This is a genomic window from Halomarina ordinaria (assembly GCF_030553305.1).
Classification (GTDB): domain Archaea; phylum Halobacteriota; class Halobacteria; order Halobacteriales; family Haloarculaceae; genus Halomarina; species Halomarina ordinaria.
The window spans coordinates 2,054,192-2,066,433 of sequence record NZ_JARRAH010000001.1 but is presented as its reverse complement, the minus strand read 5'-3'; the positions used below and the strand labels follow the sequence as shown (position 1 = coordinate 2,066,433).

The window sequence follows — 12,242 nt, the reverse complement described above, 5'->3', positions numbered from 1 at the left end:
AAGTGCCTAACACGCATCATGGAACTTACCAGGCGGAAGTTGATGGCTTCCTCGGTAGCCGCCGCGCTCGGGGCCAGCGTGGTGGGCGTTGCGAGCGGTGAACACTCGACGGAGGTCGAGGAGTCGGACACGCCGGGGGCGCCGAGCGTGAAGGGACACCTCAAGCGGTTCTCGACGACGGCGTACGGCGCCGAGGTGACGGGACCGTTCGTCTTCGAGGACGGCGGCCTGCTGTACAGCCTGCAGCACCCGAGCGAGGAGAACCCGGAGCCGTTCGACCGGGCCGGCATCGGCTACTTCAGCGGCTTCCAGTTCGAACTCGACGGCGACAACGACGACTTCGCCGAACTCTCGACCCCGCAGACGAGAGACGAACAGGGCGTCGTCCGGGCGGGCAACGGCGAGTACGTCCTGCTCGCGCAGGGCCGAGAGCCCATCAACGGCGGCGAGGAGCGCCTCGGCGTGACCCAGACGCCCGACGGCACCGACATCATCCGGGAGGACGCCCTCGACCCCCAGCGGGACGAACAGCCGTTCTTCCGGGGCACGCAGTACGGGCTGGCCGCGAGCAACCCCGACTGCAACCAGTTCGTCGCGACGAACGACGAGGGCACCGAGGGCTACCTCTTCACGAACTGGGAGAACAGCCCCGGGAACGTCTCCCGAATCCCGCTCAGCCAGGACGACGACGGCGAGTGGGAGGCCGACCTCGACGACGCGATCAACCTCGCGAACACCGACGCGTTCCGCGCCCTCGGCGGCACGCGAATCAACTGCTACGGCGACCTCTCGCCGTGGGGGACGATGATCTCCTCCGAGGAGAACTACGCCCACCCGCGCGTCTCGCTCACCCACACGGTCGGCGACATCGTGGAGGCCGGGAGCGGCGAGGGCCTCGTCGCCGCCAGTCAGTTCTGGAACCGCCCGAACCCCTCGGAGATTCAGGAGGCCGTCGACGGGTACTACGGCGACGACGCCTGGTCCGTCCAGGGCTACTGGGCGCTGACGGGCGTCGAGTTCCTCGCGTACTACCTCGGTGCCGAACCCGTCGACCAGGGCGAGGACGACGAGAACACCCAGACGCCCATCGGCGACGTCTACCCGAACCCGTATCGCTACGGCTACCACGTCGACTTCCGCGACCCGGCTGCCGACGAACCGCAGCCCGTCAAGTACTACGTGATGGGCCGCGCCTCCTGGGAGTCGCCGGACATCCTGACCGACGAGCGGACCGCCTACGGCTGCTCGGACGGCGACAGCAAGGGCATCTACAAGTTCATCGCCGACGAGCCGATTCCGAGCTACGACGACCCGATGGACGTCGAGGGGTCCCTCTACGCGCCGAAGATAACCAACGACGCGGCCTCGGTGGCCGACTCCGGGGAGCGGCACTCCCCGGCCGACGTGAACCTCGAAGTCGAGTGGCTCGAGATGGGCCACGCGAGCAACGCCGAGATAGAGCAGTGGATTTCGACCTACGACGACGTCACCCAGGTCCACTACCTCGAAGCGCACGCCGAGACCGACTGGCGCGAGGACCTCGAAACCGCCCTGGAGGAGGCCGACCGGGCGGTCGTCGAGGGTGGCAACCGGAGCTACATCTCGAACGACGAAATCGTCGAGTGGGCCGCACAGGTCGAGGAGCACGGTCCACGCGGCGTCGACGAGGACCTCCGGAAGGTGCCGTTCCTCGAGACCCGCGCGGCCGCCAAGGAGATGGGTGCCTCCATCGAGTTCAACAAGGCCGAGGGCGTCGACAGCGTCGACGGGGCCCAGCCCGGCGACTTCGTCTACTTCGGTATCTCCGAGTTCAACGACGACCTGGCCGACGACACGGGCGACATCCAGATGGACCGCGTCGACGGCGGCGTCGTCTACCGGGGCGAACTGGAAGCCGACTACAACGTCTCGACGCTCGAACCGGTCATCGTCGGCCCCGACTTCACCGACCCGCCCGAGGACGCCGACGACGCGCTCCGGAACATCGACAACGTCTACGTGATGGACGACGGCCGCGTCCTCTGCTGCGAGGACGGCTTCGGCGGTCCCGCCCGCTCGTACCCCAACGACGGGCTGTACGTCTACCAGCCGAACGTGCTGGTCGACGTCGAGTCGGTGACCGTCGCGCGCGGCGGGTCCGCCACCGCCGACGTGCGGGCGTCGTCGCTGCCGGCCGGGTTCTCCGGCGCGCGCCTCACCGTCAGCGTCGCCGACCCCAACGTGGCGGCCATCGGCGACGTCTCCTTCCCCGAGGAACTCGGTCTCGCGGAGGCCGAGGTGGCGAAGAGCGGTTCCTCGGCGACGTTCCGCGTCGCCGACGTCGGCGAGCACGTCCAGCCGGGCGGCCGCCGGGTCACGCTCGCGTCGCTCGACGTGCACGCCCGGGGCGCCGGGACGACCGAACTCGAGGTCGAGATACACGCGATGGACGACGAGGACGGCGACGCCATCGACGCCGAGGCGCGGACGGGCGTCGTCGCCACCGGCCCGCCCGCGGTCGTCGGCGACCACGCGCCGACCGACCCCGACGGCGACGGCCACTACGAGGACGTCGACGGCGACGGTGACGTCGACGACGACGACGTGCAGGCGCTGTTCGAGAACGTCGACGCGGAGGGCGTCACCGAGAGCGACGACGCGTTCGACTTCAACGAGAACGGCGACGTCGACTACGACGACGTCGTCAGCCTCGCGGAGGAGAGCGACTGAGGTCGACCACGACCCCACCACACCACCCACATGTCACAGTCAGAGAACCCGAGCGCCGACGGGCGAGACGAGTCGACCCACCGCGAGTACATCCTCGGCGTGCGCATCGTCGAGACGGCGTCCCCCGCCGGCGAGACCACCTACCGGTTCGAGGCGCCGCACCACGAGGGACGCACCTTCGAGAGCTCCGACCTCGCGGAGCTGTACGCCGACGTCTACTTCGACGTCAACGGCTTCGAGGAGGCCGGTACGGGCGACCGGGGCGTCCCCCCGACCGTCATCCAGGCCGGACGGGACACGCTGGTCGCGTACTTCCTCACCCAGCCGAACACGGACGTCTACTGGATCGCCTCGTTCTACGGCGAGAAACCCGAGAAGATAGAACGGTACGTCTCGCGCGTCCGCAAGCGCGCGAGGAAGATTCGAGCGGGCGCGAGGGACCGCGGCATGGAGTGAGTCCGAGCGGTAGCCCCGCTCCCGGAACCGACTCGCGGTCGACGCCGACGCCGAAGCGTCCCCGAACCCGCGCCGACCGGCGCCCCCTCCCTCCTCTCGCGTACTCCTTCTCGCACCCGGCCTGCGGCACACTCCCATAACGACCCCTCAATAGCGGTACGTAGCTCACTATATTGCTACCGCAAGAAAGCAGTAAATACGAATAAAATATATACTGAATTCGGAAGCTTCATATCGTGAACGGTGGGATACCCACGTGATGGCAGACGACTCCATTCGCGGCATCTCACGGCGGAAGTTCATCGCGGCGTCGGGCACCGCAGGCGCACTGGCACTCGCCGGCTGTACCCAGCAGAACACCGGTGGTGGCGGCGGTGGGGATGACAACGGTAGCGGTAACGGCAGTGGCGGCGGGTCGCTGTCGGGCGAGGTCATCATCACGGGGAGTTCGACGGTCTTCCCGGTGTCCAACGAGTTCGCGGAACTGTTCATGGACGAGCACCCCGACGTGAACGTGACCGTCGACTCGACGGGGAGCGGTGGCGGCTTCGAGAACAACTTCTGTCCCGGCGACTCGGACATCAACGGGGCGTCGCGTCCCATCACGGACGAGGAGGTCGAGAACTGTGAGTCGAACGACGTCACCCCCGTCGAGTTCCAGGTGGCCAGCGACGCGCTGACGGTCGCGGTCAACAACGAGGCCGACTGGGTCGACAGCATGACCTTCGACGAACTCTCCCAGATCTGGCGCGACGACGGCGCCCAGATGTGGTCGGACGTCCGCGACGACTGGCCCGACGAGGAACTCGAACTGTTCGGACCGGCGTCCACCTCCGGGACCTACGACTGGTTCAACGAGAACGTCATCGGCGAGGACTACCAACACACCGCCGAGCACGAACCGACCGAGGAGGACAACCTCATCGTCCAGGGTATCCAGGACTCCCAGTACGCGATGGGCTACTTCGGCTACGCCTACTACAGCGAGAACGAAGACTCGGTGAAGGCCGTCGAGATCCGCGAGGAGGAGGGCGACGACCCCGTCGCGCCGAGCCTCGACGCCGCCAGCGAGGGGACCTACCCGCTGGCCCGCCCGCTGTTCATCTACGCGAGCGAGGCGGCGGCGGAGCGCGAGGAGGTCGCCGCGTTCCTCGAGTTCTACATCGAGAACTCCGGGAACGACACCGTCGCCGAGATCGGGTACGTCCCGGCCGGCGACGACGTCATCGAGGAGAACATGGAGACGCTCGAGGAGATCTCCGGATAGCCTACGACCGTCTCGGCGGTCAGAATCGAGCCAATTACATATTTCCCTACGTCATGGACGACCAGATGAGTAACGAATCGACGCGCCTGCAGTTGACCGGCGGCGAACGGAGTCGCGTCGCTCGCGAGCGCGTCTACCGACTGGTGCTGTTCCTCTGCGCCGCGCTCTCCGTCGTGGTGACGGGGACCATCATCGTATCGCTCGCCGTCGACGCCGTCTCGTTCTTCCGGATGGTGAGTCCGGTCGAGTTCTTCACCGGGACGGAGTGGATAACCGCCAGAGAGCAGTACGGCGTCCTGCCGCTCGTCTCGGGGACGCTCCTCGTGACCGCCGTGTCGGCGCTCGTCGCCATCCCCATCGGGGTGGCGTCCGCGATCTACCTCAGCGAGTACGCGAGTCCGCGCGCGCGCTCGGTTCTGAAACCCGGCCTGGAGATCCTCGCCGGCATCCCGACGGTGGTCTACGGCTACCTGGCGCTCGTGTACATGACCGACCTGTTGCGCGCCGTCGGGTTCGACCTCGGGACGTTCAACGTCCTGAGCGCGTCGATTCTGGTCGGCATCATGATAATACCGATGGTGTCGAGCCTCAGCGAGGACGCCATGAGCGCGGTGCCGGACTCGCTCCGGCAGGCCGGCTACGGCCTCGGTGCGACGAAGTACGAGGTCTCGACCGGTATCGTCGTTCCCGCAGCACTCTCCGGCATCTTCTCGTCGTTCATCCTCGCGCTCTCGCGCGCTATCGGCGAGACGATGATCGTCGCGATGGCGATGGGGCTCCGGCCACGCCTGTTCGACTTCACCGACCCCATCGGGAGCCTCTCGCAGTCCGGTCAGACGATGACCTCCGCGATGGTACAGGCGGTCACGAGCGACGTCGGTGCCGCGTCGCCGACGTACAAGAGCATGTTCGCGCTCGGTCTGACGCTGTTCGCTATCACCTTCGCCATGAACCTCATCAGCAACCGAATCGCCGCACGGTATCGGGAGGAGTACCAATGAGTACCGGGGGGGGAGACTGATGGCGAGCGAAACCGTCTCCGAGACGACCACCAGTGACGCCGGCACCGAGCAGATAAGCCGGCTCCGGGGAACCCTCTTCGAGGGAGTGACCCTCGGCGCGACGATGTTCGGCATCCTCACCGTCGCCGGGTTGCTACTGTACGTCGCGAACGACGCGATTCGGCCGCTGAGCGCCGACCCCGGCTGGCACCTCGTGTTCTTCCTCACGCTCGTCGTGCCGTCGCTCGCGCTCGTCACGTACTTCTACACGCGTGACGGCAAGGCCGTCGACGTCGCCTACGCCAGCCTGGGCATCCCCGTCGTCGGACTGCTCGTCGGCGGCGGACTCGTCGTCCTGTTCATCGAGATAATATCGGCAGCGGAGTGGTTGGGGCTGGCGCTCGGTCTGCTCGTCGGTGCCACGCTCGTCTACGCTCACCGGCGCTTCAGGCCCGAAGCGGCCCTCGAACGACTGTTCGTCCTGCTGGCCGCGCCGCTGCTGGCGGTGGTCGGTATCCCGGCACTGTCGGTCGACTTCACCTTCGTGACGCCGGTGACCCGGACCGAACTGTTCGGCATCGCCTTCTCGACGCCGCAACTCCTGCCGGGGGTGCCGGACCTGTTCCTCGCGCTCCCGGTCCTCCCGCTCGACTGGATGATGCTCCTCGTCTCGGTGACGCTCCCGGCCGCGCTCGTGGCCGGTCGAGCCATCGCCGCCCGCCGCAACGACGAACGCGGCCTCGTCGAGACGGTCGTGGCGACGCTCGTCGTCGTCTCCGCGGGCGCGTACGTCACCCCGCTGGTCGGCCTGAGTTCGGAACACTGGGTCCTGCTCGCCACCGTCGTCCTGCTCCCGCTCGGGTTCTACCTCGAGGGCGTCGTCCGACGGCGCGAGGGACTGAGCGGACTGCTGTTCCCCGTCGTGGTCGTTGGAGGGGCGCTGCTGGGCGCCGTCCTCGCCGAGACGTTCGGCTTCGCCGGCCCGGACCCGTGGATAGACTGGGGCTTCCTCACGAGCGCGACGTCGACGACCCCGGAGGACGCCGGCATCTACCCGGCGCTCGTCGGGTCGGTGCTGATGCTCGTCGTCATCATCGCCTCCGCGTTCCCGGTCGGCGTCGGCGCGGCTATCTACCTCGAGGAGTACGCCCCCGACACCGGCCTCGTCGGGAAACTGGTGACGCTCATCGAGATAAACATCGGCAACCTCGCCGGCGTCCCGTCGGTCGTGTACGGTCTCCTCGGCCTCGCGATATTCGTCCGGGCGATGAGTCTCGGGTCCGGGACGGTCATCGTCGGCGGGTTCACCGTCGGGCTGCTCATCCTCCCCATCGTCATCATCTCCGCCCAGGAGTCGATTCGGGCGGTCCCCGACTCGATGCGGCAGGCGTCCTACGGGATGGGCGCGACGCGATGGCAGACGACCCGGAACGTGGTCCTCCCCGAGGCGCTCCCGGGGGTCCTCACCGGGACTATCCTGGCGCTCGGGCGGGCCATCGGCGAGACCGCACCGCTCCTGATGATCGGTGCGGCGGCGAGCGTCCGGACGACCCCCAACGGGTTCTTCTCCCGGTTCAGCGCGATGCCTCGTCAGATCTTCTCGTGGTCCTCCGAACTGCAGCCCGAGTTCCGATACGGCGTCCTCGCCGCCGGAGTGGTTACGTTGCTGGTCGTGTTACTGCTGATGAACGGGACGGCGATCGTGATTCGGAACAAGTACCAGCGAGGGAGCTAACACAATGTCAGAGAACATGTCAGAGGAAGAACGGACCGCACTGGACGACCGAATCGAGACCGCCGAGTCGAGCGACGAGGAGAAGCTCATCGAGACGTCGATTTCGACCGGCGAGACGACGACCACCGGGACGGTCGAGGAGGAGATCATCGAGGCCCGCGACATCGACGCGTACTACGGCGACCTGCAGGCGCTCCGGGGCGTCTCGATGTCCATCCCGACCAATCGCGTCACCGCGATGATCGGGCCTTCGGGGTGTGGGAAGTCGACGTTCCTCCGGTGTATCAACCGGATGAACGACCTCGTCGACACCGCCCGCGTGGAGGGTGAACTCCTGTTCGACGGACAGAACGTCTACGACGAGACCGTCGACCCCGTCGCGCTCCGACGGCGCATCGGCATGGTGTTCCAGTCGCCCAACCCCTTCCCCAAGAGCATCTACGACAACGTCGCCTACGGACTGCGCGTCCAGGGGAAGACCGACGACATGGACGAACGCGTCGAGCAGGCGCTTCGCGACGCCGCGCTGTGGGACGAGGTGAAGGACCAGCTCGACAAGTCCGGACTCGACCTCTCGGGCGGCCAGCAGCAGCGCCTCTGTATCGCGCGCGCCATCGCCGTCGACCCGGAGGTCATCCTGATGGACGAACCGGCGAGCGCGCTCGACCCCGTCGCCACCTCCCAGATAGAGGACCTCATCGAGGAACTCGCCGAGGACTACACCGTCGTCATCGTCACGCACAACATGCAGCAGGCCGCACGCATCTCCGACAAGACGGCCGTCTTCCTCACCGGCGGCGAACTCGTCGAGTTCGACGACACCCAGAAGATATTCGAGAACCCCGAGAGCGACCGGGTCGAGGACTACATCACCGGCAAGTTCGGGTGACTCGACGGCCGCGATGGCACGCGAAGACCTGCAGCGCCGCCTCGACGCCCTCGACGACGAGGTGGCCGAGATGGCCGACCTGGTCTGCGACCGCCTCCGACTCGCGCTCGACGCCCTCGTCGAGGACGACCCCGCAGGCGCGCGGGCGGTCATCGACGGCGACGGCGTGGTCAACGAGCGGTACCTCGACCTCGAACGCCAGTGTATCGACCTCGTCGCCCTCCAGCAACCCGTCGCGGGCGACCTGCGCTTCGTCGCCGCCTCGTTCAAGATCATCACCGACCTCGAGCGCATCGGCGACCTCGCCACCAACCTCGCCGGCTACGCGCTGGACGCCGACCGCGAACTCCTCCCAGAGGTGAACCTTGCGGACATCGGCGACCTCGCGGTCAGCATGGTCGAGGACGCCGTCGCCGCCTACGCCCGCCGCGACGACGGCTGGCTCTGTCACGAGGTGGCCGACCGCGACAACGAACTCGACGCGCTCTGCTCGCACGCGAGCACCGTCGTCGTCCGCGCACTCATCGACCACGAGGCGACCGACGGGGGAGGCCGCGACGAGGCCGAGGCGCTCATGCACGACGTCTCGGTCCTGTTGCTCACCGTGCGGGACCTCGAACGCGTCGGCGACCACGCCGTCAACATCGCCGCCCGCACCCTCTACATGACGACGAACAGCGACGAACTCATCTACTGACCTACCTTTCGCGGTGCGGACGGCGCCGCCGCTCCCTGACGGACCTGGACGAAAAGCACGTCGTCACCCCCTCGGTCGCTTCGCTCCTTCGGGGGGTCCTCGGCCCGCTCGCTCCCTCCGGTCGCTCGCGGTGAGAGAACGTTCAAGTCGGGAGAGGTGAGCGATGCTCGAAGGACTCGGCCACCGACTACCGAGCACACAGTAGCTCCATAGAGAGGTCTTAGCGAGGTATTTATCCTCGACGGGAGGACGCTAGGATGGCGCGTGCGTCCCCGACGGTCCGTCCACACTGTCGTTCCCTCACAACTCGGGTCGGCGCGCCTCCCCCCCTTCCCTGTCCTACGCGACGAACTCCTCCTGGATGATACGCAGCGCGTCCTCGCGGTCCTCCCAGCGGACGAACAGCGCGACGCTGGTGGCGCTCGTGATGACGTCGTGGATGTTGATGCGGGCGTCGGAGACGGGGTCGACGATGTGACGGACGATACCGGGGCGGTTGGGGAGTTCCCCGCCCGTGACCCGGATGACGGCGACGCCGTCGTCGACGGTGACGCTGGAGAGCGTCTCGTCGGCGACGACCTCCTCGTGGAGCACCGTCTCGGCCTGTTCGGCGACGTCGCGCTCGACGTAGTAGGTGATGGAGTCCATCCCGCTGGCGACGGCGTCGATGTTGATGCCCGCCTCGAACAGCGCCGTCGAGAGGCGCGCGAGCACGCCCGGTTTGTTGCGCATCGCTCGTCCCGCGATGGTGAGACAGGCGAGCGGTTCGTCCTTCAGGTCGATGAGGTTCTCGAACTGTCCCTCGATGCTCGTCCCGCCGCCGAGGAGGTCGCCGTGCTGGTAGTGGACGACCCGGACTCCGAGGTGCTCGGTCTTGTAGCTGAGCGCGCTCGGCGCGACCACCTCCGCCCCCCGGAACGAGAGGTTCCGGAGTTCGTCGACGGTGATCTGGCCCACGTTGCGCGCCCCCTCGACCACCGAGGGGTCGCCGGTCATGACGCCCTCGACGTCGGTGACGATGACCACCTCGTCGGCCTCCATGTAGTTGCCGAGCATGACCGCGGTGGTGTCGGAGCCGCCGCGTCCGAGCGTCGTCGTGTTGCCCGCGTGGTCCTGTGCGAGGAACCCCGTGACGACGGGGACGACGTCGCCGAGGCGGTCGGCGAGCGCCTTCGCGCGGCGCTTGGTCTCCTCGACGTCCACCTCCCCCCGGGCGTTGGTGACGACCGGCCAGTGCTCGCTACCCGGTTCGACGAACATCGCGTTCACGCCGCGGGCGCCGAGCGCCGCCTTCAGCATCCGGACGGAGGTACGCTCGCCCATGCTGACGATCTCGGCGCGGTCGGCCTCCTCGATGTCGAACGTGATGGAGTCGAGGAGGTCGTCGGTCGTACTCCCCATGGCGCTGGCGACGACGGCCACCTCGTGGCCCGTGTCGACGGCGGCCGCGATGGAGTCCGCCGCGCGGTTGATTCGGTCGCCGTTGCCGAGACTGGTCCCGCCGAACTTGGCTACGACGCGCACGGTACCCCCCCTCGTGCCCGCCGAGCGTTCGTGTGACTCATTGGCGTGGCTCTAGGCTGGCCCGGGCATAAACTGCGGGTATTCACCGAAGCCTTGCCGGTCCCGATAGTCACCGACGGCGGCAGGGCGGAAGCGACGGCGCGACGGCGACGGACCGGGGGTTTATCCTCGTGCAGTGTGGTACCACGAGTATGGACGTGCGGGACGCAGTCGAGGCGGACGCCGCTCGCCTCGCCGAACTCACCGAGTCGCCGGAGGACGTGATGCGCAACCTCGTCCACGACCGGACCGTTCGGGTGAGTGTCGAGGACGACGGCGACGGCATCGTCGGGTTCGTGAGCTTCGACGCGCAGGCCGGGACGGTCTACGTCACCCAGCTAGAGGGGCCGCCGGCGGCCTGTAGCTGCCTCCTCGAGGAACCGCTGCGCTTCGCCGAGAACGAGTCGATGGCGGTCGAGTTGCTCGTCGCCGCGGACGACCGCTCGACGCGCGACGCCGCGCGCGACGCGGCGTTCGAGGAGACCGGCACCGGCCCCCGCTTCGAGGGCACCGAGACGGTCCGCTACCGCTGGTCGCCGTCGTAGCGCGGGCCCCGCCGGCTCGCGCTCGCTCGAGCGCCGGCCGAGGGCGACGCGAGGGGAGCGGTCCCTCAGCAGACCGGCTTGGGGTTGACGCCGAGGTCGTTCAGCCGCTCGGTGTACTCCTCGTAGGCGGCCTGAATCGCGCCGCTCGCGGCCTCCAGCGCGCTCCCCCAGTCCTCGTCGCTCTCACAGAGTTCCGCGAGCAGGTCGACGCCCCGGTCGAGCTGGTCGTCGAGGTCACCGCCCATCTCGCGGAACGCCTGGCTCGACTGCGGGTCGGCCTGTCCGACGAAGAAGCCCACCAGCTGGTCCTTCGACTTCTCGGCGGCGACCGTCCGGCCGACGAACCCGCCCGCGCGGTCGAGGGTGTCGTCGAGGTCCCGGAGGTACCGCTGGATGGCGGGCGTCTCGTCGAGGTAGGGGTCGTCCCCGTCGAGGCGGGCGACGACCCGCTCGTAGTGGTCGCGCTCCTCGCTCGCGGTGGCGGCGAACGCCTCGCCGGCCGCGCCGTCTTCCTCCTCGGCCCACGTCTCGAACGTCTCCATGGCGGCGTGTTCGGCCGTGGCGGCCGCCCGCAGGACGGGAGCGACGTCGATGTCGCCACCGGTGTCGGCGTAGAGCGCCTTCGAGGAGCCGAGACGGGAGAGCGCGGTGCGGTTCTCCGAGCGGACGCGGTCGAGGAAGTCCTCCGACGTCGAAGTCATGGACGGGCGTACGAGTCGGGGGGGCTTGTAGCTTGTACTCGCCGCCGGGGGGCAGACCTTTCTCCCCCCGCGGCGTTGGGTCAAGCGATATGGAGACGAATCGGGTGACCGGCGCCATCGCGGGCGGGGTCGCGGGGACGGCGGTCCTGACGCTCCTCCTGATACTCCTCGAAGTGCAGACGCGAGAGCAGATACAGGCGTTCGACGTCATCGCTCGCTTCGTCGGGACGCCGGGCCAGACCACCGTCGGGTTCGCGCTGTTCGTCGTCGCCGGCGTGGTCGCGTGGCCCCTCGTGTTCGTCGCGATACGCGACTACATCCCGCGCGGTCCCGACCCCGCGGCGCAGGGGGCTATCTTCGCCATCGTGCTGTGGGTCGCGTTCGCGGTCGCCGGACGTGGCGACCTCTCGGGCCCCATCCTCATCCTCTACGCGGCGTACACGTTCTTCGCGCACCTCGCGTACGGCTTCACGATGGGCATCGTCTACGGTCACTTCCGCGGAGGGTCGCAGACGTCCCGGGAAGTGTACGCCCAGCAGTGAGCGAGGCGGGACGGCGACGCGGTGGCGGGTGGCCACGACACGCCTCCCGCACGGCGATTGTCGTTCCGAAACGGCGCCGCCTTAACGTATTTCCCGCTACGGTTCGAAGGGTGTGTACGGGTCCCCCGGACTCGACG

The 12,242-nt window shown here is 68.0% G+C and carries 11 protein-coding genes; 9 read left to right on the top strand and 2 right to left on the bottom strand.

Going from position 1 to position 12,242, the window contains the following annotated elements; all coding sequences use genetic code 11:
• The first annotated feature begins 42 nt into the window (after positions 1 to 42).
• From P1Y20_RS11140 to phoU, 7 genes are all read left to right on the top strand, one after another.
• Entirely contained in the window at positions 43 to 2,709 is a 2,667-nt protein-coding gene (locus tag P1Y20_RS11140; RefSeq protein ID WP_304448729.1) for an alkaline phosphatase PhoX, read from the top strand.
• Positions 2,710 to 2,739: 30 nt separating this feature from the next.
• Positions 2,740 to 3,165, top strand: a complete 426-nt coding sequence (locus tag P1Y20_RS11135) for a hypothetical protein (protein ID WP_304448728.1) — start codon at positions 2,740 to 2,742, stop codon at positions 3,163 to 3,165.
• 259 nt (positions 3,166 to 3,424) lie between these two features.
• Entirely contained in the window at positions 3,425 to 4,432 is a 1,008-nt protein-coding gene (locus P1Y20_RS11130) for a PstS family phosphate ABC transporter substrate-binding protein (protein ID WP_304448727.1), read from the top strand.
• 65 nt (positions 4,433 to 4,497) lie between these two features.
• Positions 4,498 to 5,433 carry a phosphate ABC transporter permease subunit PstC gene (gene pstC, locus P1Y20_RS11125; RefSeq protein WP_304448726.1) on the top strand — a complete coding sequence of 312 codons (936 nt, stop codon included), beginning with the start codon at positions 4,498 to 4,500 and terminating at the stop codon, positions 5,431 to 5,433.
• Between the two features lie 19 nt (positions 5,434 to 5,452).
• On the top strand, positions 5,453 to 7,168 hold the full coding sequence (pstA, locus tag P1Y20_RS11120) for a phosphate ABC transporter permease PstA (RefSeq protein WP_304448725.1): 1,716 nt from the start codon (positions 5,453 to 5,455) through the stop codon (positions 7,166 to 7,168).
• 4 nt (positions 7,169 to 7,172) lie between these two features.
• Positions 7,173 to 8,057 carry a phosphate ABC transporter ATP-binding protein PstB gene (gene pstB, locus P1Y20_RS11115; protein WP_368662150.1) on the top strand — a complete coding sequence of 295 codons (885 nt, stop codon included), beginning with the start codon at positions 7,173 to 7,175 and terminating at the stop codon, positions 8,055 to 8,057.
• 13 nt (positions 8,058 to 8,070) lie between these two features.
• Positions 8,071 to 8,754: a phosphate signaling complex protein PhoU gene (gene phoU / locus P1Y20_RS11110; protein WP_304448724.1), complete on the top strand. Its 684-nt coding sequence runs from the start codon at positions 8,071 to 8,073 to the stop codon at positions 8,752 to 8,754.
• Between the two features lie 339 nt (positions 8,755 to 9,093).
• On the opposite strand, the gene P1Y20_RS11105 is transcribed toward phoU, so the two are convergent.
• On the bottom strand, positions 9,094 to 10,278 hold the full coding sequence (locus tag P1Y20_RS11105; protein WP_304448723.1) for an aspartate kinase: 1,185 nt from the start codon (positions 10,276 to 10,278) through the stop codon (positions 9,094 to 9,096).
• A gap of 191 nt (positions 10,279 to 10,469) precedes the next feature.
• Between P1Y20_RS11105 and P1Y20_RS11100 the strand changes: the two genes are divergently transcribed.
• Positions 10,470 to 10,862, top strand: coding sequence for a hypothetical protein (locus tag P1Y20_RS11100; RefSeq protein WP_304448722.1), 393 nt, complete (start codon positions 10,470 to 10,472; stop codon positions 10,860 to 10,862).
• Between the two features lie 65 nt (positions 10,863 to 10,927).
• Here P1Y20_RS11100 and P1Y20_RS11095 read toward each other — a convergent pair whose 3' ends face one another.
• Positions 10,928 to 11,563, bottom strand: a complete 636-nt coding sequence (locus P1Y20_RS11095) for a rubrerythrin family protein (protein WP_304448721.1) — start codon at positions 11,561 to 11,563, stop codon at positions 10,928 to 10,930.
• 89 nt (positions 11,564 to 11,652) lie between these two features.
• On the opposite strand from P1Y20_RS11095, the gene P1Y20_RS11090 reads away from it, so the two are divergent.
• Positions 11,653 to 12,105, top strand: coding sequence for a DUF6789 family protein (locus tag P1Y20_RS11090; protein WP_304448720.1), 453 nt, complete (start codon positions 11,653 to 11,655; stop codon positions 12,103 to 12,105).
• Positions 12,106 to 12,242 lie beyond the last annotated feature (137 nt).

Excerpts from the sequence above, each read along its gene's own strand:
- P1Y20_RS11090 (WP_304448720.1), top strand. The coding sequence starts at position 11,653 with ATGGAGACGAATCGGGTGACCGGCGCCATCGCGGGCGGGGTCGCGGGG.
- pstC (WP_304448726.1), top strand. The coding sequence starts at position 4,498 with ATGAGTAACGAATCGACGCGCCTGCAGTTGACCGGCGGCGAACGGAGT.
- P1Y20_RS11100 (WP_304448722.1), top strand. The coding sequence starts at position 10,470 with ATGGACGTGCGGGACGCAGTCGAGGCGGACGCCGCTCGCCTCGCCGAA.
- P1Y20_RS11130 (WP_304448727.1), top strand. The coding sequence starts at position 3,425 with ATGGCAGACGACTCCATTCGCGGCATCTCACGGCGGAAGTTCATCGCG.
- pstA (WP_304448725.1), top strand. The coding sequence starts at position 5,453 with ATGGCGAGCGAAACCGTCTCCGAGACGACCACCAGTGACGCCGGCACC.
- P1Y20_RS11135 (WP_304448728.1), top strand. The coding sequence starts at position 2,740 with ATGTCACAGTCAGAGAACCCGAGCGCCGACGGGCGAGACGAGTCGACC.
- phoU (WP_304448724.1), top strand. The coding sequence starts at position 8,071 with ATGGCACGCGAAGACCTGCAGCGCCGCCTCGACGCCCTCGACGACGAG.
- P1Y20_RS11140 (WP_304448729.1), top strand. The coding sequence starts at position 43 with ATGGCTTCCTCGGTAGCCGCCGCGCTCGGGGCCAGCGTGGTGGGCGTT.
- P1Y20_RS11095 (WP_304448721.1), bottom strand. The coding sequence starts at position 11,563 with ATGACTTCGACGTCGGAGGACTTCCTCGACCGCGTCCGCTCGGAGAAC.
- pstB (WP_368662150.1), top strand. The coding sequence starts at position 7,173 with ATGTCAGAGAACATGTCAGAGGAAGAACGGACCGCACTGGACGACCGA.